Genomic DNA, 21558 nt, shown 5'->3' with positions numbered 1-21558 from the left:
TAAATGCAGCTCGACTATCTTTGCTCTAAAGCTTTAGATTCGTGGCTTTGCGTCCTCATTTTTCAATAAGTTTGCCAAAGTATATAGTTATAATTGCTTAAATATAATATCATAATATGTTCTAAATTAGTAGTTCTAATTTAAATAAATTAACTTTAAAAAGGCACCTTTAGAAGGTACCTTTTAGTTATGCTATGTTTAATTGTGCACTTCTTTTTTTAATTCTTTGATATTTAACTAATTGGATTATATACCACGCTACTACTAATAAAGTTAAAATAAAACCAATTGTTAAAGAAAGACTATAATCAAGTCCCAATCCTTCAGGAGCATAAAAAATGTATGTTGTCGATACACCAGTCATAAAAATAGCCGGTATTGCTGCTATCCAATGAAATTTATGACTTTCAACTAGATACATTGCAGCTGTCCAAAGCATTACTGTTGCAACCACTTGATTTGTCCAGCCAACATACCGCCATAAAAATGTATAATCAATGGTCGCTAGAAAGAATGCAGGAATAGAAACTGGAATTGCAATAAGTAGTACTTTAATTTTATTATTCATATCAAATATATTCGAAAGCATATCTGTTAAAATCATTCGTGATGATCGTAATGCAGTATCCCCAGTTGTTATTGGCAGAATAATTACACCGAATATCGCTAGAATCCCACCAGTAACTCCAAGTAATGACGTTGAAATTTCGTTAACAACACCTGACGGACCTCCAGCGGCTAATGCTTCTTGTAATCCAGTAGTTCCATTAAAGAAAGTCATCCCTGCAGCTGCCCAAATTAATGCAATAACTCCTTCAGTGATCATTGCTCCGTAAAAAATTCTACGCCCATCTGTTTCCTTTTTCATTGTACTCGCAATAATTGGACTTTGTGTCGAGTGAAAACCAGAAATTGCTCCACACGATATTGTAACCATTAATAAAGGCCAAATAGGTAAATCACCAGGATGCAAATTTTGCAATGTAATATTAGGGATTGGTTTTCCTGAAAACAGCAAGGCAATTCCAACAGAAGCTGCCATTATTAACAAGATCGCTCCTAGAATTGGGTAGATTCGTCCAATAACACGATTAATTGGCAATACAGTTGCTATAACAAAATAAGCAAAGATAATTACTAAGGAAACAAAAAAGCTTAATGGTGTAATTTGCGAAATCAATTGTGCAGGTCCAGCAGTGAATGCTGCTGCAACCAAAATCATTAAAACAAGTGAAATAACATTAATAAATGACTTGATATACTTTCCTAAATATCGGCCAACAAGCGTTGGAAATTGTGCCCCACCGTGACGTAAGGACATCATTCCTGAAAAATAATCGTGTACGCCCCCTGCAAATATACTACCTAACACAATCCAAAAGAATGCTACTGGCCCATACAGAGCGCCAGCAACCGCTCCGTATATTGGACCTAATCCCGCAATATTTAGCAATTGAATCAAGTTTCCCTTCCACCAACTCATTGGAATAAAGTCTAAATTATCACGCTTACTATATGCAGGTGTAACTGTTTCATCGTTTACTACAAAAACTTTCTCGACAAATTTAGAATAAAAAATATAACCAAGTATAAGTGCAAATAATGCAAGTAAAAATGTTACCATATCCATTTCCCCCTGTTAAAATCGTAAAGTATACATATAGTAACACTTTCTGACAAAAAGTAAATACAATATTCTGAAAAAACTATCTTTTAAATAAATATACTATTGGCAGTTAAGGGATTTTTAAGAAATGAATCTTATAATCGGTAATGTAGAGGATATCATCTCACCTAAGAAAGGAACATTTTATGAATAAAATTATTAGTGTCTTTTTGGCACTTTCCATCCTGTTAAATGTCTATTTCATCTTTGATAATAATACAAATGAAATAGATGCAACTGGAAGCAAAATCTCCTATTCTCTCAGTAATTTGGAGGGAGATCCCGAACAACAATTGCTAGATATCATTAACAATTCAACCGAAAGCCTTGATATAGCTATTTATAATCTTGATGATACAGTTATTTCAGAGGCTATACTTGAGGCAAATCAGCGTGGTGTAGCTATTCAGATAATAACAGATCAAGAGAAGATAACGAATGAAGATAGTGAGGAGATTTTTACCTCATTTTGGGAAGCTGGTATTCCAATCAAGATAAATACCGAAACTAAAATGCATTTAAAATTAACAATTGCAGATCAAACAACAGTAGTGGCTGGTTCATTTAATTATACAGACAACTCTAGTGAAGAAAATCAAGAACTTCTTTTTTCCATTGAAAATACTACATTAGCAACAGAATGGAATGATTTATTCCTTACTTTATGGGAAAGCGATGATTACACATATTGGACACCTTAAAAACTAGAAAAACGCTCAACACACTTGGAATTCTTCAAGTACGTTGAGCGTTTTTATTTTTAAACATGGATTTTTTCTATTTCTTCCGCCAAAAGTCCATAAATAACGTGGTCTACATAATGGTCATACAGCCATTCTGCTTGTCTTAATTCAGCTTCTACTTTAAAACCAAAACGTTCAGGAAGAGCTCTACTTTTTTTGTTATCAGTAGCGACGCTTATCTCAATTCTATTAAGTCCAAGTTCGTTAAATCCATAATCAATTATAGCCATAAAAGCCCTTGTCATAATACCTTTACCTTGAAAATCTTTACCTAACCAATAACCAATGTCACCCATTTTATCGTTTTTATTAAGAGTATTAAATCCAATTGTTCCTGCAATATCTCCCTTATAAATTATCGCAAAAGATTTTGGGTAGCCACCATTTTCTGCAAAAGCCTTTAATCTCGTTTTGATATTTTGAGTAGTATCTTCTATACTTTCAATATAGTCAAGCCATCCAAGCCATTCTCTTAGATAGTCTTTTGAGCTAATCGTTAAATTGTAAAATTCTTCAGCGTCACTTTCATTAAACATTCTCAATGAGACTTCTCCATCAATCCTATGTATTAACATTTTTCGCTCTCCCTTGTTTTCTTTTAAATTTATTTTAGCATATATATATAGGAAACTTATCTATTTATTATCAATCAATAAAAGACCAAATCAATGTTCGATTTGGTCTTTTAAATTGATATATTATTACAAATCTATTATGCATATACTTCCTTTTTATCATTTTTAAAGAAGTGTTGCATCGCATAATAAACATCTTCTTTTTTTCGCAAAATAAAATGATCAAGATTTGGTTGATCAAATTCTTTAAATACTTGCATTAATGTAGAATGACGCTGATATTGATTTACTTCCGCATAACCGAATAAACTTGCGTATGATAACAGTTCTTTTACCAACGCTACACAACGTCTGTTATCTGAGGTAAGGTTATCACCATCAGATAAATGAAAAGGATAAATATTATATTGCGCAGGATCATATTTTGATTCAATCAATTCTAATGCCTTTTTATAAGCTGATGAACAGATGGTTCCTCCACTTTCACCTCTAGAAAAAAACGCTTCTTCATCTACTACTTTCGCCTCCGTATGATGCGCTATAAATTCAATATCTACTGTTGCATAGTTAGTCCGTAGAAAACGTGTCATCCAAAAAAAGAAGCTACGTGCCATATATTTCTCAAATTGCCCCATACTTCCACTCGTATCCATCATTGCTAAGACAACTGCTTTAGATTGTGGTTTTTCAATTTCATTCCACGTTTTAAATCGTAAATCATCGGGATAAATTGGATGAAATACAGCACTTCCTTGCCTTGCATTTCGTTTGTAGGCTTCTAATAATGTACGTTTCTTATCAATATTACCTTCTAAACCTTTTTTCCGAATATCATTAAAGGTTACATCAGTTAGTACGATATTATCTTTCTCTTTTTCTTGTAAATTAGGTAACTCTAGTTGACTAAAAAAAGCTTCTTGTAACTCTTCCATAGATATTTCAGCCTCATAATAATCCGTTCCAGGTTGATCACCGGCTCCTTCACCTGTTCCATTACCTTGTTTAGGCTTTCCACCCTTTGCAACAGTGTCACCAACCTTACTTTCACCATCACCTTGCCCTGCTTGTTTATTTTTCTCCTGACTGTAGCGGATTTTATATTCATCTAATGAACGAATTGGAATTCGAATAATATTTTTCCCTCTAGACATAACAATACTTTCTTCACTTACGAGGTCGGGGAGCTTCTGCTTAAGAACATCTTTAATCTTATCTTGATGACGCTTTTGATCATCATATCCCTTGCGATGAAGTGACCAGTCATCTTCTGAAATCAAGAAACTTTTAGACATGTGTAAATCCCCTCCTTATTGTGTGTGTTTCCTTATTATATGCAGTAGATATTGTTTTGATTAAGATTTTAGAAAAATCAATTAATTTAATTAACATAAAAATAAAGAGTCACATCTAATGTGACTCTTGAAATTAACTTTCTAATAAAAGATCATATGGTGTTTCAAGTAATTGTTTTACATACATCAGAAATTGAACAGCATCTTTTCCATCAATAATACGATGGTCATATGAAAGTGCAACATACATCATTGGTCTAACTGTAATGGTATCGTCTTCTAATACAACCGGCCTTTTCTGAATGGTGTGCATTCCCAAAATCCCGACCTGGGGTGCATTTAGAATAGGTGTTGAAAATAATGAACCAAATACACCACCATTTGTTATAGTAAACGTTCCCCCCTGTAAATCGCTTATTTCTAACTTTCTTGCCTTTGCTTTCTCACCTAATCGGCTTATTTCTGATTCAATTTGAGCAAATCCAAGTTTATCTGCTTCGCGAAGTACTGGTACAACTAAACCATCATTAGTAGATACTGCTATTCCAATATCATAAAACTTCTTCAATAAAATTTCATCACTCTGTAGCTCTGCATTTAAAATAGGGAATTCCTTGAGTGCCATAACAACTGCCTTCGTAAAAAATGACATCAAACCTAGCTTAACACCATGTTTCTTAAAAAATGCATCCTTTCGTTTAGCACGAATCTCCATCACGACTGATAAGTCAATTTCATTAAATGTTGTTAGCATCGCTGCCTCTTGTTGTGCTTCCACTAATCGTTTAGCAATCGTACGACGACGAGGACTCATTTTAACTCTTTCGATTTCTTTAGTAGATTCTTTTATGAATGTATTCGTTACTTGTTTTTCTCCTTCTTCAGAAGCGTTTGTTAGAGGTTTATTTCCTACTATTAAATCTTTTTGTTTAGCAAACGCTTCTATGTCGCTATGCTGAATCCTCTTAATGTGATCTTGTCCATTTAATTCTCTTAGATCGATAGCTAACTGTCGCGCCTTTTTCCTAACTGAAGGCGTTGCTACAATGTAATCCTCAGCCTTTTTAAATTCGCCAGTATGAATGGCACGCTCTCGTAATGTAGATTCTTTTTCATCTTTACCTGGTTTACTAGCACTTAATTCTTTCTTATCATTGATGATAGCAACAATGTCACCGACTAGTACTTCTTCTTCCACTTGCTTATGAATAGATGTTATGACACCACTAGCATTTGCGGGTATTTCTACATTAATTTTATCCGTTTCTATTTCTAAAACAGGATCTCCCTTTTTTACTGTATCTCCTGTTTCTACAAGCCATTCTACAACTGTTCCACCTGTAATAGATTCAGCCAACTCTGGAATTTTCAATTCGATCATCAGGACATCCTCCCGCCTAAGATTATTTAACAAAATATGCAGGTTTCTGAAAAGCACTTGTTCTGTCTTCTAGAGCAGTTTCAATAATATGCTTTTGTTCGTTTTTATGAATAGACAAGTCACCTACAGCAGGTGCTGATCTTTCCCATCTGCCAACAAATCGTAGTCTGACTGTTTCTGGCAATAGACGGTATAACCTATCTTTCACAAAATTCCATGCACCCATATTTTCTGGTTCTTCCTGAATCCAAATCACTTCCTCTAAACCTTCACAAGCAGCGAAAATATAATCAATTTCACTCTTTGGAAATGGATAGATTTGCTCTAGACGAATCACATGTACCCAATCTGTATTGTCTAATTTGATTAACGCTTCATTCAAATCAATCATAACTTTACCACTACCAATTATAATACGTTTAACGCTACTATAATCCCCGTCTACTTTACTAGTTGACATACAAGTTTCAAATTGACCCTCTGACAATAGATCGATGTGCGAAACAACAGCAGCATGTCGTAACAAGCTTTTAGGCGTCATCACAATGAGCGGACGAGCTGCGTCACTGTCGACCAGGGCTGCTTGCCTTCGTAATAGATGGAAGTATTGTGCGCTTGTTGTGACGTTTGCAATAATCCAATTGTTTTCTGCAGCTGAGGATAAAAAACGTTCCAGTCGAGCACTCGAATGTTCAGGCCCCTGCCCTTCATAACCATGTGGTAATAAAAATACCATATTTGATTTTTCTCCCCATTTCGCTCGGCCTGACGAAATAAACTGGTCGAACATAACTTGACCCACATTTGCAAAATCGCCAAACTGGGCTTCCCATATAACCAGTGTTTTTGGTGCTTCAACACTATAACCATATTCAAATCCTAATACTGCAACTTCTGATAATGGACTATTATGAATAGAAAATGATGCGGTGCTATTACCTAAACCATGCAATGGACAATAACGATCGCCAGTATGCACATCGTGTAACATGAGATGACGATGCGCAAATGTTCCACGTTCTGTATCCTGACCTGTCAAACGAATTGGAATACCATCTGTCAAAATCGAAGCATAGGCTAAAACCTCTGCACTTGCCCAATCAACTGTTTGATTCTGATCAAATGCTCTGGCTCGCTTCTTTAAAATTGTTTCCAGCTTTTGAAATGTAGTGAAGCCTTCTGGACGATTTAGTAACTTACTATTTAATTGATCTAGTAATTGAAATGGCACAGCAGTATTAAATTGTTCCAATCCATAAGCTAACGCTGTTGGAGCAGCTTTTGGTTCATACGTATCGTTATTATTTTCTTTCATGTTTTCATATATCTCTTGCAGATCATTCCATACTTTTTGTTGGATAGAATGGAATGCATCAGCATCTATAATCGATTCTTTTATTAACTTATTAGCATAAAGTGCTGTGACTGTTGGATGCTGATCAATTTCTTGATAAAGTGCTGGTTGCGTTGCTCTAGGCTCATCCATTTCATTATGGCCGTAGCGACGATAACCAACAAGATCAATCAAGAAATCTTTATGAAATTTCTTACGGTAAGCACATGCCAACTTCATTGCTGAAAGACACGCTTCTGGATCATCCGCATTAACATGAACAATTGGAATCTCAAATCCCTTGGCTAAGTCACTAGCATAACGCGTCGATCTACTCTGTTCATGATTTGTTGTAAAGCCGATTTGGTTATTAGCAATTAAGTGAATGGTTCCACCCGTTTGATAACCCGGTAAAGCACTTAAATTAAGTGTCTCAGCGACTACACCTTGCCCAATAAATGCAGCATCACCATGGATTAGAATACTAAATGCTTTATCTTGGTCCTGTTTTGGGTATCCCGATTGAAATCGATAATCTTGACAAGCACGTGTAAAACCTTCTACCACTGGATTTACAAATTCCAAATGTGATGGATTATGCGCTAACGTAATTCGAGTTGGAGAAGGTTTCTCTTTACCAATATCACGCTTTGCCCCAAAGTGGTATTTAACATCTCCAGTCCAGCCATACGTAATAGAATGCGTATTAGAAATTGGAAGTAATGCTTTGTTCTGTGCATGATGAAACTCAGAGAATAGCAAATCAAATGGTTTACCTAAAATATGTGTTAAGACACTTAATCGGCCACGATGGGCCATACCAATCATGACATTTTCTGTCTCATCATATAAAGATTGTTGAACAAGTAAATTTAACATCGGGACCATAACATCTAAACCTTCAATAGAGAATCTTTTTTGTGCAACAAATGTTTTCCCAAGAAACTTTTCAAATCCCTCTACTTCAATTAAATTTGTTAATAAATTCTTTTTTTTACTTTCTGAAAAAGGAACCCTATAATCTCCTAATTCAATCTGGTCCTGTAACCATTTCCGCTCTTCATGTTGATTTACATGATCATATTCAAAAGATATCGTATTAGAATAACAGCTTTTTAACATCTCAATAATATCATGTGCTGTCTCAAGCCCAAGTTGAGGTGTTTCCCAAATTAGTGTTGCAGGAATAGCCATTAAATCTTCTTCAGTCAAACCATAGCTCACAGGTAATATTAATGTCGAATGTCGATTTTTCTTTCTCCCTACAGGATAGATCTTAGCTGCTAGATGTCCATATCGCCGAATGGCTTCAACAAGTTGTATGGTGGCAGTTACCTTTTTTATCATATCAAACGATATATCTTTTCTATTTTCTTCATTTATAGACTGGTCAGCCCAATTAGGGGCACCATATTGCTCAAACATGTCACGAAAGGATGTAGGAACGCTAGTAGCGTTTTGTAAAAACATGCGATATTGTTCTTCGATGTAGCTTCTGTTAGCAGCATGAATATTGCGCCAGAATCGCTCCTTTGATTCTCTTTTCGTCACGTGAAATCCCTCCATGTCTTCTAAGTAACTCTTATTTCTTAATATAACCTATTCTTTTCATGGAAACAATGTGATATTCGTCCAAATTTTTGTGTTTTTTGTAAACAATAAAAAAAATCCCCCAATATGGAGGATTAACGATTTAAAAGACTTCCAACATAACGTAACAAATCATTTGCAGACGTTGAATTATATCCATATTCATCAATCAATGTTGCAACAACTTCATTCATTTTTTTCAATTGTTGTTCATCTGGTGTTTTCGATGAAGTGGTAATTTTCACTACGTCTTTTAGATCCGCAAAAAGTTTTTTCTGAATTGCTTCACGTAAGCGTTCATGTGATTGATAATCAAATTTCTTTCCTTTTCTCGCATAGGCAGAAATCCGAATTAAAATTTCCTCACGAAACGCCTTTTTTGCATTTTCAGAGATACCAATTTGCTCTTCAATAGATCGCATTAGCTTTTCATCTGGTTGCATTTCCTCGCCCGTTAAAGGATCTTCTAACTTTGATTTATTACAAAATGCTTCCACGTTATCTAAATAATTATCCATAAGCGTCTTAGCTGATTCTTCGTATGAATAAACAAATGCTTTTTGTACTTCTTTTTTCGCTAATTCGTCATATTCTTTGCGCGCAATAGAAATAAAGTTTAAATAGCTTTCCCTTTGTTCTTTTGAAATAGAAGCATGGGCATCTAAACCATCTTTTAAAGAACGCAACACATCTAAGGCATTAATGGAATTCATCTCTTTTTTTATAATAGTAGATGAAATACGATTAATAACATACCTTGGATCAATCCCACTCATTCCTTCATCATTAAATTCCTTTTTCAACTCTGGTACATCTGTATCACTAAAACCTTCAACGGTTTGACCATCATATAGATACATTTTTTTTAGTAAACTTATACTACCTTTTGCTGATTCCTTTAAACGCGTTAGGGTAGTAAACATAGCTGCAACTTTCAAAGTATGCGGTGCGATATGCACATCTTTGATATCACTTTCTTGAATCATTTTCTGATAAATTTGTTCTTCCTTACTCATTTTTAAATTATATGGAATTGGCATTACAATCATCCGTGAGTGTAATGCTTCATTTTTTTTGTTAGAAATAAAGGAGCGATACTCTGATTCATTTGTGTGAGCAACAATCAATTCATCTGCAGAAATCAGTGCGAATCTTCCCGCTTTAAAGTTTCCTTCTTGTGTTAAAGATAATAAGTGCCAAAGGAATTTTTCATCAGATTTTAACATCTCCTGAAACTCCATCATCCCTCTATTTGCTTTATTTAATTCACCATCGAAGCGATAAGCACGCGGATCAGACTCTGAACCATACTCTGCGATTGTAGAGAAGTCGATTGAACCAGTTAAATCAGCAATATCTTGTGATTTAGGATCTGATGGACTAAAAGTACCAATCCCGGTACGTTTATCTTCTGAAAAGAAGACTCGTTCCACTAAGACATCTTCAATCCTACCTTTATACTCTTCTTCTAAACGCATCACATTAAGCGGTGATAGATTACCTTCTATCCTAATTCCATAATCTTGTTCGAATTCGGCTCGTAGATGATGTGGAATTAGATGAAGCGGATCTTCATGCATTGGGCAACCTTTGATAGCATAAACTGCACCCTTATCTGTAAAAGTGTATTCCTCTAGTCCCCTTTTCAACAAAGTAACCAATGTTGATTTACCACCACTAACAGGGCCCATCAATAATAGTATTCGCTTTCTTACATCAAGTCTTTTTGCAGCTGGATGAAAGTATTCTTCAATTAACCGTTCCAATGACTCTTCTAAACCAAAAATTTGATCTTTAAAAAAGTTATATTGTTTGTGGCCATCTATTTCTTCTATTCCTTGATCCTGAATCATCTGATATACCCGTGAATGTGCCGATTGAGCCAAATAAGGCCGTTCCTTTAGAAGTTCTAAATAATCTTCCAATGTGCCTTCCCATTTTAATGTTTCCTGTTCTTCACGATATTCTCTAACTTTACGCAATATGTCCATCCAATTGCCTCCCTAAGTATCCCTTTCACTAGATACTTTTATTCTATGTCGGGTGACGAAAGAAAATGAATGCTTGTTAGCATAAAATAAGTGCGATTCATTTAGTCTGTCACTAAATGAATCGCACTTATTTTATTAATGCATATTTGGAAACCCTTGTTGTTTTAAAACATCATAGACAATTATTGCTGCAGTATTAGAGAGATTCAGTGAGCGAACCTTATCATTTTGCGCCATCTGAATTCGTAAACAGCGATCTTCTTTTCCTTCTAATAAAGATTTCGGTATGCCATTTGTTTCTCTACCGAATACAAAGAAAAGTTCTTTTTCTGCATCACTAAAATCAAAATCACTGTAATACTTCTTACCGAAATTCTCAATATAGTAAAATTCACTTACAGGGAATTTCTCATATAACTCTTCAATTGAATCATGATACATAATTTTAACATCTTGCCAGTAATCGAGCCCAGCACGACGAAGCATTTTATCATCCGTGGAAAATCCTAATGGATGAATAAGATGTAATGTTGCATTTGTTGCTAAACAAGTCCGTGCAATATTTCCTGTATTGGCAGGGATCTCTGGTTGATATAATACGACATGCAAGCCCATTTTTTTCACCTCTAGAACAATAATAACTAGCTTATTATAGCATAAAATTCATTTAATCTTCACCAATTCGAAAAAACTTATATTTGCATTCTGGTGTCCATGCATAAGAGTCTTGATAATCCCAATACCGATGTCTACTATTGTTTGTATGGGCATTTACTAAAGGCATTCCACTTTCATCTTTACTAACAACGATCGTGTTATGGTCCCATTTCCCATCACCTTCAAAGTCATAGCAAATAACATCACCTGGAAGTAATTGATTTGCCTCTTCAATGGTTTTTCCTTTCAAACCTTGTGACGATCCACTTAAATACCACCTAAGTGAATGGGCAACAGCCCAACTGTAGCTCCAATTTTCATTTTGATACCACCAACCATTGGAACGATTAGAATACCCCCTCATTGGAGCCCCCCCTGCATGTAAGCATTGGGAAACATAATTGGTACAATCTACATCAAATTTTTTGTATGCTGGATTATAATCGTTCCACCAACGTTCAGCATATTGAACAGCTTTACGTCGATCATAAGAAAACCGCTGTTCCCTTATCTTTAGCAACGGTTCATCTGCACCTGTCTTAACTACTTCCTTTGATGGCGTCGTTTCTACAATTTTAGGTTTATCCTCTACTAGCGTTCCTTTATAGAAGGAACATTGATGTTCACATTGTTCCTCTTCTTGATAGAAATCTGATTCTTGTTTAATTAAGAACGTGACACTTAACAAATAGTCAATTTGTACTTCTTTTTGATTTATTGATCTACTTCTAATAACTTTACCTTGCCCATACATGTGCGGTACTTTATTACCTCTTTGTTCATGTAACTTTTTCTTTGATACAATCCAATTATCGGCTACTGAAGCACGATCTACGGCTAATTGTTCTTGCCAATAGTGTTGAAGTTTTTTTGTCCATGGCATTTATATCAACTCCTCTACACTATCTATATGAACTTAGTGAGAAGAGCATGAACATTGAGGTTATACATTCACTTTTGTTTGTTCAAATCTTAATCCTTTTTCCATTTCTTCTAAAACTTCCCCATCCACTTCGTTTAATTGAGCAGCACGAATTGCATCATAACCTGAAGTTACACCAATTTTCCCAATAGCCCATGCGGCAGTTCCTCGTATTACCGGACGTGGATCTTCTTTCATTAAGCGTGTTAACTCATCTAGTGCTGTTTCATCTTTATAATGAGCTAATGCAATAATAGCATTACGCTGAATTGGCTTTTTCCCTCTCCAACTTCCTGCCATTGAACCAAATTTCTCCTTAAATTCACGATTTGACATGGAGAGTAATGGAAGTAATTTAGGCTTTACAAGTTCTGGATCAGGTTCTAATTCAGGATGTAGGTGGGTATCCACTTGCTTATTTTTCGGACAAACTAACTGGCATGTATCAAAGCCATATAATTGATTGCCCATCAATTCACGATATTTATCTGGCAAGAATCCTTTTGTTTGTGTAACAAATGCAATACAATTTTGTGCATTTAACCTTCCAGGTGCAACTAGTGCACCTGTTGGACAAGCATCTAAACATTTTGTACACTCACCACAACTATCATCAACTGGTTGATCAGGAGGAAACGGAATATTTGTTATCATCTCACCCAAATAGACATAAGATCCAAACTCAGGTGTAATAATCATTGAATTTTTTCCACTAAAACCAATACCTGCTCGCTCTGCTACCGCTCGATCTGATAATTCACCTGTATCTACCATTGATCGAAATTGGAATCCTGTTATTTTTGTCGCAATAAAGGCACTCAATTTATCTAACTTTTCATTTAGAACTGTATGATAATCCGTTCCCCATGAAGCTCGACAAAAATTACCACGGCGATCTCCTTTTTTACTTTTTGGCGGGTTCTTTAATCTGGAGGGGTAAGCTACTGCAATTGCTACTATTGACTGCGCATTAGCTAACAAAAGTTCTGGCTCTGTTCGCTCTTCTATCGTTCCTTTTTCGAAACCAGACTGATAGCCATCTTCTTGTTGTAATTTCAAACGGGATTTCATTTCTGAGAATTCATTTGAAGCAGCAAATCCTATCTTATCAATACCAATTTCTTTACTATACGCGATGATCTCTGCTTTTAATTGTTCATAAGCCATCATATTACCTCCTTTCTTTATCCCTGATAAACGCTATTTTACTATTGCAGTTCTCATTCTATTTAAAGCACCAGCTATTTCAAACCGACGTGGTCTAGCTAATTCACCTGGATGTTTATCAGCAAAAGGAGCAAATGAAGCAAGACCTTCTGTTTCAAATTGCATTTCTATTTCATCTAATAAGTCGGCTATTGTCATTTCACTTTTTAAAATTTGGTTTTTATCCAAATAATGAATAAGCATAGCAATCATATTCGTTTGAGAACTATCAACAAGCTGTTCAAGATAATCCAATTGAATAGCTGTGTTTCCAACAATAATTGTTGACAGCCCTTTTGCTTGTACTCTTGATTTCTTGCCTTTATACGTTTGTATACTATTTTGTAAGAGAATGCGATTTGGTATGTCGCCAAAATCTGTTTCTTTTGTCTCTAAACGATTTGCAGGATACTTACTAGCTATTTCTTTCGCTACTTTCGTTACGTTTTTCGGTCTATATTCATCCATCATAATCACTTGATCAGCAATGTCAAAATAATCACCAGATCCACCCATAACAAATATTGTTGATATTCCAAGTTGATCTTTTAATTGATTAATTTTATCTATAAATGGGGTAATTGGTTCCTTTTCTTTCGCAACCAATTCTTGCATCCGTCTGTCTCTGATCATGAAATTTGTTGCGCTCGTATCTTCATCAATTAACAACGTACCTACTCCCGCTTCAAGAGCCTCCATAATGTTTGTTGCCTGTGAAGTACTTCCACTTGCATTATCTGTTGTAAACTTCGTTGTATGTTGCTGATGTGGTAACTGCTTAATAAAAGCAGAGATATTCACACCACTAACTTTTCGGCCGTCTTCAGCGCGTACTTTTACAGCAGTAGGATCAGTTAGAACATATTCACGTCCGTCGCCTTTTATATGATGATAAACACCACGCTCCATCGCTTGTAATAGTGTGCTTTTACCATGATATCCTCCGCCAACGATAAGTGTAATTCCCTCCGATATCGCCAATCCAGAAATTGCTTCCTCCCGATGTGGCAGGTCTATCTTCACCTGATTAGCAATTGGACTCTTAAACGGTACAGCGTTCTTTAATGGGCGGTTACTAATACCACTTTCCCGCGGCAGAATTGCATTATCTGCAACAAAGGTAATCCACTTATTCTTCTTCATTTCAGCTCTGATAGCTTGGTGTTGATCAGATAATTCTACTACTTCTTGAAACGATTCATCTTTAATAGCAAAAATCGATCCTGTTAATACATTGGGCATCATTTCAAAGAAAAGATATTTTGCTTCTTTTCCATTAATTCGACGACCGTTTGCTGGCAGGTTAACAGTTAAGCAAATCGTTACATGTTCGGCATCAACTGACACTGCAGTACGTTCTAAAATTTCTTGTCCTGGTTCATCAATAGTAATTAAACCTTTTTCTCTATTATTTAAGGTGTTTTCAGTAATAGACTTCGCTAAACTTCGCGCAATCAAATCTTCTACATATATTTTCCGATTACGGTCTTCCTTCCAGTCCGATCTGATTTTCCGGTAAGCTGTTGGTATAATTATTCGTACTTTTGATGGAGTAGCATATGGATCTCCTTGAACATAATCCACACATAATTCAAATCGATGAAATGAATATCTCCCGTAAATTGATTTATATGCTTTATAACCTTTACCATCTATTTGTTGTAACTTTTCTTGTAATTGTTTCATTTTCAAACCACCTTCTCATACATTGTGCCCTCTTAGAATACAACCTTTCTTAAGCATGTATCAAGTAATATATCTAATTAACTATATATTACTAACACAACTTTTACAGAATAAAAGTGCTAGATAAGTCTCTCAATTCAAAGTTGAAGTTTACTTAGTACCCTATTGTAATCATGATGGCGTTTCATCTGATGAACTCGCTTTCCGTGGGCACAGGAGTCTCATCCATTTGCTTCCTTCGCTAGACAAATTTTAAATGTAGTCGGTTATTACTATCACCAAGTAACACTTATTTTTTGTGTGAGAGTTTAGTTTCTAATAGTAGCAACAATCAAAAAAACGCAATACTTCGTTGTAAATCAACGAAACACTGCGTTGTACACATATGTATGGAGCGGGTGAAGGGAATTGAACCCTCGACATCAGCTTGGAAGGCTGAGGTTTTACCACTAAACTACACCCGCATTATAAATTGTTCTTTTTCTTTAATCTATACCCACAAATCATGTCCCTGTATCTTCTAGCTTATTCAGTGATGATTCATGCTTCGGGACAACTCGATGTTAATTCATGAAGCTTATGCTCGTGGCTGAGGTTTTACCACTAAACTACACCCGCATTTTTAAATGGACTCCTAAAAATTCATCGTCACATAATCTGTCGCTGTTTGAAATGATGTTTTCTATTATACCTACCTAAATTTATGAATGCAACCCCTTCTTGCTAACTTTGACTATTTTCTTTGTAAAATTCCAGAATACCTCTTGACTTTATTTCCTTAAAGAATATAATTTGCCTTAAGGAAACTTTTTTAGTTTAACGCATAAAATTTAAGCAAAGCTAATTTATAAGGAGGAGTTTAAATGAAAAAACGCTTAATTGTTAGTATAGGATTCCTTTTAGTTGGACTATTTGGATGCTCTACTCAAGATGAGGAAACAATTAATAAATCAGAAGAACCACTAAAAGTAGTCACCACCATCGCACAAATTGCAGATGCAGTTGAAAATATTGGAGGAGAACATGTAGATGTAACAAGCCTTATGGGTCCTGGTGTTGACCCCCATTTATACAATGCAGTTCAAGGAGACATCCAAACACTGGATCAAGCTGATATCATCTTTTATAACGGACTTCATTTGGAAGGCCAAATGGGGGAAATCTTTGAACAAATGGAACAAGATAAAACAACTACACCAGTGTCAGAAAACATTCCCGAAAGTAAATTATTAAGTGATCCAGAGAGCCCTACTATCACTGATCCTCACGTCTGGTTCGACATATCGATGTGGTCATATAGTGTGGAGGCAGTACGTGATGATTTAATCGATATCGATCCAGACAACGAAGAAAGCTATAGTCAAAATGCCGCTGACTACTTAGCTGAGTTAGAAGCGTTAGATATCTACGCAAAAGAACGTTTTGAAGAAATCCCTGAAGAAAGTAGAGTTTTAGTAACAGCTCATGATGCTTTTAATTATTTTGGCAAAGCTTACGGATTTGAAGTGGTCGGTTTACAAGGTTTAAGCACCGAATCCGATTATAGTGTGAATGATGTCCAAAAAATTATTGATCTATTAATTGATAGAAATGTAAAAGGTGTTTTTGTTGAGAGTAGTGTCTCTGACCGTTCTATCAACGCAGTCGTTGAAGGCGCAAAAGAAGCAGGTCATGATGTCTCCATTGGTGGAGAATTATATTCTGATGCTATGGGTGAAGCTGGAACTGAAGAAGGTACGTATGCAGGAATGTTTAAACATAACGTTGATACGATTGTAGAGGCACTAAAATAAAGGAGGTATATGTAAAATGGATGCTTTAACAATAAATGGCCTGAAAGTCTTGTATGATAAACAACCCGCACTTGAGCATGTTTCTTTTCGTGTACCAGTTGGATCACTTACAGGTATTATCGGTCCAAATGGGGCAGGTAAATCAACATTAATTAAATCAATATTACGCCTCATTCCTATGCAAGCAGGCGATGTACAAGTTTTTGGGAAACCTTATGCACAACAAAAGCAACTAATCGGTTACGTTCCACAACGAAGTGAAGTTGATTGGGATTTTCCGACAAATGCACTGGATGTTGTCTTAATGGGCAGATATCGTGAAATTGGATTCTTCAAAAGAGCAAAAAAGAAAGAAATAGATTGGGCACGAACATGTCTAGATAAAGTTGGTATGTTAGATTATGCACAGAGACAAATCAGTCAACTTTCAGGTGGACAACAGCAACGGGTTTTCTTAGCACGGGCACTTGCTCAAGATGCGACAATTTACTTTATGGATGAACCTTTTGCTGGAGTCGATGCTGCAACAGAAAAGGCAATTATAAAATTAATGAAAGAATGGAAAGATCAAGGAAAAACAGTTCTAGTTGTCCATCATGATTTACAAACAGTTGAAGATTACTTTGATCACGTATTGTTGCTTAATAAAACTCCAATCGCATACGGTGAGACACAATCAGTTTTTACCTTAGATAACTTAGAACAAACATATGGCGGGAAAATATCATTCTTACAAAAGACTCCAATCGTACTTCAGGGAGGATTGTAAGATGTGGACTGAAGTTGTCTCGTTGTTTTCAAGTGCAAATGTTCAATGGGTTTTAATGGGCAGTTTATTATTGGGATTTGCAAGTGGCATGATAGGAAGTTTTGTTTTGTTAAAAAAACAAAGTCTCATCAGTGACGCTATGGCACATGCTGCACTTCCCGGTGTCTGTATTGCTTTCATTATATTTCAAGAAAAATCGATGCCATTGTTATTAATAGGTGCTGCTATTACAAGTTTGCTAGCTACACAAGCTATTCAGGTTATTATCAAGCACTCTAGAATAAAGACAGATGCAGCAATAGGTATCATTATTTCGGTATTCTTTGGCTTTGGAATTGTTTTATTAACATATATTCAACAAAACTCTAGTGGGAATCAAGCAGGATTAAATTCATTTATCTTTGGGCAAGCTGCCTCTTTAATTAAAAGCGACGTTCAATTAATTGCTGTTAGTTCCCTTTTATTAATGATTGTTACCACGTTTTGTTTTAAAGAGTTTAAGATAAGTATTTTTGACCCATCATTCGCACGTGGGATAGGTATACCTGTAAGCTTCTTTAATGGCGTTTTACTTTTTCTTATTGTCGGGATTGTTGTGATTGGAATTCAAATGGTAGGTGTCGTATTAATTGCGGCCTTATTAATTACTCCTCCATTAGCTGCTCGATATTGGACTGAAAATCTGAGTGTTATGGCTTGGTTAGCAGGAATATTTGGGGGTATCTCCGGGATGGTTGGTGCAAGTATGAGTACAGTTATAAGTGACTTACCAACTGGACCTATGATCGTTTTAAGTGCCTCCTTTATTTTTTTCATTAGTTTGTTATTTGGTAAGCGTAAAGGCATTTTACTAAAGGGGTTGAGAATAGTATGACCTATACATTTTGGATTGTTCTTACAGGCTGCCTTGTAGGACTAACTTGTGGGGTAACTGGTTCCTTATTAGTCTTACGAAAAATGTCTATGATTGCAGATGCAATTAGTCATACTGTCCTTTTAGGAATTGTCGGTGCATTCTTTATTACACAATCCTTAAATGGCATTCCAATGCTGATTGGTGCAGCTATTGTTGGTTTGGTAACCGCATTTTTAGTAGAAGCATTGGATAACTCAGGCGTTCAGTCCGATGCAGCAATCGGCGTTGTTTTCACCACATTATTCGCCTTAGCTGTTGTATTTATTTCCTTTATTGGTGATCAAGTGCACCTTGATACACAACATGCTTTAATGGGAGAAATAGCTTTTGTACCGTGGGATACTGTTCAAATTAACGGTAATGATTATGGGCCCAAAGCAGTTTGGATGCTAAGCAGTGTCTTTGTAATAAACTTCGTATTAATCGGTTTATTCTATAAACAGATTAAAACTTCTACATTTGATCCACAGTTTGCTACGTTAATCGGGGTACCCGTTGTCTTTATGCACTATTTACTAATGACAATGGTTTCTTTATCGACTGTTGCTTCATTTGATAGTGTAGGTGCAATACTTGTCGTTGCCATGTTAATTGTACCTGGTGCAACTGCTTATCTGTTAACAGACCGCTTCTTAAATATCTTAATACTGAGCGGAGTAATTGGTGTTGTATCTGCATTATTAGGATATCTAGGAGCTGTTTATTGGAATGTTTCGATTGCGGGTTCAATGGCAACAGCAGTTGGTATCTTGTTTGCTCTTGCTTTTTTCTTTAGTCCGAAGCATGGTATTTTATTTAAAACTTGGCATAATCGTTCGAAACGTAAAGAAAGGGAAATACAAAACCATTGAAACTATCGTAAAGCGTGAGAGTTAGTAAACTCTCACGCTATTATTATAAATTTTTGTTATAATAAACTTTACTAAATTAATGAATAAGGGAGTTGATAATAATGATTGATAATCCGATGATCCTGACCCAGACTGGATTAATAAATAGTACACAATTGCATTATCCATTCGAAGAACGCGGCTTACAATTCGGGGATGGCATTTATGAAGTAATTCGCGTTTATAATGGAGATTGTTATTTGCTTTCAAAGCACATCGATCGTTTATTTCGTTCAGCAGAAGCAATTAAGCTAACTTTACCTTTCACCAAAGAGCAAGTACGAATTGAGTTAAAACAACTAGTAAAGGTTAATCAATTAACTACTAACGGGAAAATTTATTTGCAAGTAACACGCGGATCGGCAAAACGTGATCATATTTTCCCAGCAGTTGAAGCGAATTTCTATGCCTATGTGGAGGAATTAGAACGTCCCGTTGAAAAGCTTCAATTTGGTGTGAAGGCAATTACATTACCTGATATCCGTTGGCAAAACTGTTATATTAAAAGTTTGAATTTATTACCAAATGTTATGGCTAAACAAGAAGCGTTTGAACAAGGATGTTTTGAAGCGATATTACATCGCGATGGAATCGTAACAGAATGTAGCTCTTCGAACGTATACTTAGTAAAAGACAATATAATTTATACACATCCAGAAACAAATCAAATATTGCATGGATGTGTGCGAGATCGAATAAAGACATTCATTCACGCTTTAGATATGGAATTAGCTGAAACTGCGTTCGTAACGGATGATTTAGCCTATGCAGATGAAGTTTTTTTAACGAGTAGTACAGCTGAAGTGATGCCAATTGTTGAGGTAGATCAAACAGAGATTGGAAATGGACAACCTGGATCGATAACACGAGCATTACAAGCAGCCTACCAACTAGATGCTGGCCTTATTTCTTCTCTACTTAAGTAAAAAGGAGCAGACTATGCGAAAAATAATGATAATTGGAAGTGGTGGTTCTGGTAAATCTACACTCGCTAAAACTTTAGGAGAAATTCTAGATATACCAGTTTACCATTTGGATGCTTATTTTTGGAAACCTGGTTGGAACCCGATTGAAAGATCCGAGCTAGCTAGATTTAAAAAAGATAAACTACCATCAATTCGAGAACGCTTGAATAGTGCTCAGCATGCCCAATTATTAGAATTCACTTCTCCAAAACAAACAAAAACTTTTCTCACTAAAATATCCAAATAGTTTACTTTTAGTATATACGGGTAAGTTATGAAGTATAAAGGAGTGTGAAAATAAATGATTTGGACTATTATAGGAATTTTATTACTAGCATGGATACTTGGGTTTGCATTTGAAGTTGCAGGTGGCCTTGTCCACATTCTACTAGTAATTGCTTTGGTTGTATTTATTGCCAAAATGTTGCGTAGATAGTGAATTTAATAAAGGAAAGTCTTGAGCGATCAAAGTTTAATCTTTTATGCCTTGATCGCTCACTTTCTTTTGTTAAGCATTTAATTTATTATATGTTTCTAACCATGTTTTTGCCATTAATAGATTACCAACATCATTCATATGCACTCCATCTATTGTGAGCTCATGCTCATTGTTAGCTTGTAAATAAGTAAGAAAAGCTTGATGTGTTGGGACAACTATAAGATTAAATTCAGTTGCAAGTTTAGCAATAATTTGTACATACGCTTGTAGTTTTTTATTACCTTCAGATTTTATTTCTTCTCCAATAACTGTTGGCTCCATAATAATAATCGTTGCATTTGTTTCTTTTAATGTTTTTAGCAAAAGCTCTCGATAAATCAATTCAAATTTCTCTGGCATAACTTGTTCTATTTCTGGTTCATCAAGTTGTCTCCAAACATCATTTATTCCAACAGAAATAGATAATATGTCTGGCTGAAGATCAACTACATCTTGTTGCCAACGGTTAGCTAAATCTGTAATTCGATCTCCACCAATTCCGCAATTAATTATTTCAGGGAAATCTTGTGGATCGCTTACTAACAAATAGTCATAAATATATTTTACGTAACCAGTTCCTATATTGTCTAGACCCTGTTCTTTCCCCCATTCTGTAATACTGTCACCTATAAATACAATCCTTTTATTCATCATTTTCTTCCTCCAAGTTAATTTATTTTACAAGTAAGCGTTACCATATATTAT

General features: G+C 35.5%; 19 protein-coding genes, 1 tRNA gene and 1 riboswitch. Of the genes, 8 read left to right on the top strand and 12 right to left on the bottom strand.

Going from position 1 to position 21558, the window contains the following annotated elements; translation table 11 throughout:
* Position 1: 1 nt before the first annotated feature.
* Positions 2–86: riboswitch (cyclic di-GMP riboswitch) on the bottom strand.
* Positions 87–187: 101 nt separating this feature from the next.
* Positions 188–1624, bottom strand: coding sequence for a carbon starvation CstA family protein (locus D2K62_RS11645; protein ID WP_117161520.1), 1437 nt, complete (start codon positions 1622–1624; stop codon positions 188–190).
* A gap of 188 nt (positions 1625–1812) precedes the next feature.
* On the opposite strand from D2K62_RS11645, the gene D2K62_RS11640 reads away from it, so the two are divergent.
* Positions 1813–2367 carry a phospholipase D-like domain-containing protein gene (locus tag D2K62_RS11640; protein ID WP_117161519.1) on the top strand — a complete coding sequence of 185 codons (555 nt, stop codon included), beginning with the start codon at positions 1813–1815 and terminating at the stop codon, positions 2365–2367.
* Positions 2368–2426: 59 nt separating this feature from the next.
* Here the strand turns inward: D2K62_RS11640 and D2K62_RS11635 are convergent, their stop codons facing one another.
* The 10 genes from D2K62_RS11635 to D2K62_RS11590 form a co-directional block, all read right to left on the bottom strand.
* Positions 2427–2984: a GNAT family N-acetyltransferase gene (locus D2K62_RS11635; RefSeq protein ID WP_117161518.1), complete on the bottom strand. Its 558-nt coding sequence runs from the start codon at positions 2982–2984 to the stop codon at positions 2427–2429.
* Between the two features lie 137 nt (positions 2985–3121).
* The gene (gene yhbH / locus D2K62_RS11630; RefSeq protein WP_112180031.1) at positions 3122–4276 is read right to left on the bottom strand and encodes a sporulation protein YhbH; all 1155 of its coding nucleotides are present in this window, start codon (positions 4274–4276) and stop codon (positions 3122–3124) included.
* Positions 4277–4409: 133 nt separating this feature from the next.
* A complete protein-coding gene (gene odhB / locus D2K62_RS11625) occupies positions 4410–5657 on the bottom strand; it encodes a 2-oxoglutarate dehydrogenase complex dihydrolipoyllysine-residue succinyltransferase (protein ID WP_117161517.1) in 1248 nt (415 codons plus the stop codon).
* A 22-nt stretch (positions 5658–5679) separates the two neighbouring features.
* Positions 5680–8541: a 2-oxoglutarate dehydrogenase E1 component gene (locus D2K62_RS11620; protein WP_232828011.1), complete on the bottom strand. Its 2862-nt coding sequence runs from the start codon at positions 8539–8541 to the stop codon at positions 5680–5682.
* Positions 8542–8675: 134 nt separating this feature from the next.
* Entirely contained in the window at positions 8676–10571 is a 1896-nt protein-coding gene (locus tag D2K62_RS11615; RefSeq protein WP_117161515.1) for a PrkA family serine protein kinase, read from the bottom strand.
* A gap of 135 nt (positions 10572–10706) precedes the next feature.
* Positions 10707–11186, bottom strand: a complete 480-nt coding sequence (gene trmL, locus D2K62_RS11610; RefSeq protein ID WP_112180027.1) for a tRNA (uridine(34)/cytosine(34)/5-carboxymethylaminomethyluridine(34)-2'-O)-methyltransferase TrmL — start codon at positions 11184–11186, stop codon at positions 10707–10709.
* A 52-nt stretch (positions 11187–11238) separates the two neighbouring features.
* A complete protein-coding gene (locus D2K62_RS11605) occupies positions 11239–12111 on the bottom strand; it encodes an amidase domain-containing protein (protein ID WP_198663170.1) in 873 nt (290 codons plus the stop codon).
* A 60-nt stretch (positions 12112–12171) separates the two neighbouring features.
* A complete protein-coding gene (gene queG / locus D2K62_RS11600; RefSeq protein WP_117161514.1) occupies positions 12172–13317 on the bottom strand; it encodes a tRNA epoxyqueuosine(34) reductase QueG in 1146 nt (381 codons plus the stop codon).
* 33 nt (positions 13318–13350) lie between these two features.
* A complete protein-coding gene (locus D2K62_RS11595; RefSeq protein WP_117161513.1) occupies positions 13351–15042 on the bottom strand; it encodes an ABC-ATPase domain-containing protein in 1692 nt (563 codons plus the stop codon).
* A 390-nt stretch (positions 15043–15432) separates the two neighbouring features.
* Positions 15433–15506, bottom strand: a tRNA-Gly gene (locus D2K62_RS11590).
* Between the two features lie 399 nt (positions 15507–15905).
* Between D2K62_RS11590 and D2K62_RS11585 the strand changes: the two genes are divergently transcribed.
* The 7 genes from D2K62_RS11585 to D2K62_RS11555 all read left to right on the top strand — a co-directional run bounded on the left by D2K62_RS11585 (position 15906) and on the right by D2K62_RS11555 (position 20811).
* Positions 15906–16835 carry a metal ABC transporter solute-binding protein, Zn/Mn family gene (locus D2K62_RS11585; protein WP_117161512.1) on the top strand — a complete coding sequence of 310 codons (930 nt, stop codon included), beginning with the start codon at positions 15906–15908 and terminating at the stop codon, positions 16833–16835.
* 16 nt (positions 16836–16851) lie between these two features.
* The gene (locus D2K62_RS11580; protein ID WP_117161511.1) at positions 16852–17604 is read left to right on the top strand and encodes a metal ABC transporter ATP-binding protein; all 753 of its coding nucleotides are present in this window, start codon (positions 16852–16854) and stop codon (positions 17602–17604) included.
* 1 nt (position 17605) lies between these two features.
* Positions 17606–18478, top strand: coding sequence for a metal ABC transporter permease (locus tag D2K62_RS11575; protein WP_112180022.1), 873 nt, complete (start codon positions 17606–17608; stop codon positions 18476–18478).
* A complete protein-coding gene (locus D2K62_RS11570; RefSeq protein ID WP_117161510.1) occupies positions 18475–19371 on the top strand; it encodes a metal ABC transporter permease in 897 nt (298 codons plus the stop codon). The genes D2K62_RS11575 and D2K62_RS11570 overlap by 4 nt, the downstream gene beginning before the upstream one ends.
* A gap of 101 nt (positions 19372–19472) precedes the next feature.
* Complete coding sequence (gene dat, locus D2K62_RS11565) at positions 19473–20336, top strand: D-amino-acid transaminase (protein WP_112180020.1); 864 nt, start codon at positions 19473–19475, stop codon at positions 20334–20336.
* A gap of 13 nt (positions 20337–20349) precedes the next feature.
* Entirely contained in the window at positions 20350–20622 is a 273-nt protein-coding gene (locus D2K62_RS19475; RefSeq protein WP_369974648.1) for a P-loop NTPase family protein, read from the top strand.
* Positions 20623–20676: 54 nt separating this feature from the next.
* A complete protein-coding gene (locus D2K62_RS11555) occupies positions 20677–20811 on the top strand; it encodes a lmo0937 family membrane protein (protein WP_112180018.1) in 135 nt (44 codons plus the stop codon).
* A 72-nt stretch (positions 20812–20883) separates the two neighbouring features.
* Here the strand turns inward: D2K62_RS11555 and D2K62_RS11550 are convergent, their stop codons facing one another.
* Positions 20884–21507: an SGNH/GDSL hydrolase family protein gene (locus tag D2K62_RS11550; RefSeq protein WP_112180017.1), complete on the bottom strand. Its 624-nt coding sequence runs from the start codon at positions 21505–21507 to the stop codon at positions 20884–20886.
* Between the last annotated feature and the right edge of the window lie 51 nt (positions 21508–21558).

It is taken from the genome of Paraliobacillus sp. X-1268, assembly GCF_003426095.1.
Taxonomy (GTDB): Bacteria; Bacillota; Bacilli; order Bacillales; family Amphibacillaceae; genus Paraliobacillus_A; species Paraliobacillus_A zengyii.
Note: the sequence above shows the minus strand (reverse complement) of the source record. Positions and strands in the feature narration are given on the sequence as shown.

Coding starts and splice junctions, on each gene's coding strand:
- D2K62_RS11645 (WP_117161520.1), bottom strand. CDS start 1,624: ATGGTAACATTTTTACTTGCATTATTTGCACTTATACTTGGTTATATT.
- D2K62_RS11640 (WP_117161519.1), top strand. CDS start 1,813: ATGAATAAAATTATTAGTGTCTTTTTGGCACTTTCCATCCTGTTAAAT.
- D2K62_RS11635 (WP_117161518.1), bottom strand. CDS start 2,984: ATGTTAATACATAGGATTGATGGAGAAGTCTCATTGAGAATGTTTAAT.
- yhbH (WP_112180031.1), bottom strand. CDS start 4,276: ATGTCTAAAAGTTTCTTGATTTCAGAAGATGACTGGTCACTTCATCGC.
- odhB (WP_117161517.1), bottom strand. CDS start 5,657: ATGATCGAATTGAAAATTCCAGAGTTGGCTGAATCTATTACAGGTGGA.
- D2K62_RS11615 (WP_117161515.1), bottom strand. CDS start 10,571: ATGGACATATTGCGTAAAGTTAGAGAATATCGTGAAGAACAGGAAACA.
- trmL (WP_112180027.1), bottom strand. CDS start 11,186: ATGGGCTTGCATGTCGTATTATATCAACCAGAGATCCCTGCCAATACA.
- D2K62_RS11605 (WP_198663170.1), bottom strand. CDS start 12,111: ATGCCATGGACAAAAAAACTTCAACACTATTGGCAAGAACAATTAGCC.
- queG (WP_117161514.1), bottom strand. CDS start 13,317: ATGGCTTATGAACAATTAAAAGCAGAGATCATCGCGTATAGTAAAGAA.
- D2K62_RS11595 (WP_117161513.1), bottom strand. CDS start 15,042: ATGAAACAATTACAAGAAAAGTTACAACAAATAGATGGTAAAGGTTAT.
- D2K62_RS11585 (WP_117161512.1), top strand. CDS start 15,906: ATGAAAAAACGCTTAATTGTTAGTATAGGATTCCTTTTAGTTGGACTA.
- D2K62_RS11580 (WP_117161511.1), top strand. CDS start 16,852: ATGGATGCTTTAACAATAAATGGCCTGAAAGTCTTGTATGATAAACAA.
- D2K62_RS11575 (WP_112180022.1), top strand. CDS start 17,606: ATGTGGACTGAAGTTGTCTCGTTGTTTTCAAGTGCAAATGTTCAATGG.
- D2K62_RS11570 (WP_117161510.1), top strand. CDS start 18,475: ATGACCTATACATTTTGGATTGTTCTTACAGGCTGCCTTGTAGGACTA.
- dat (WP_112180020.1), top strand. CDS start 19,473: ATGATTGATAATCCGATGATCCTGACCCAGACTGGATTAATAAATAGT.
- D2K62_RS19475 (WP_369974648.1), top strand. CDS start 20,350: ATGCGAAAAATAATGATAATTGGAAGTGGTGGTTCTGGTAAATCTACA.
- D2K62_RS11555 (WP_112180018.1), top strand. CDS start 20,677: ATGATTTGGACTATTATAGGAATTTTATTACTAGCATGGATACTTGGG.
- D2K62_RS11550 (WP_112180017.1), bottom strand. CDS start 21,507: ATGATGAATAAAAGGATTGTATTTATAGGTGACAGTATTACAGAATGG.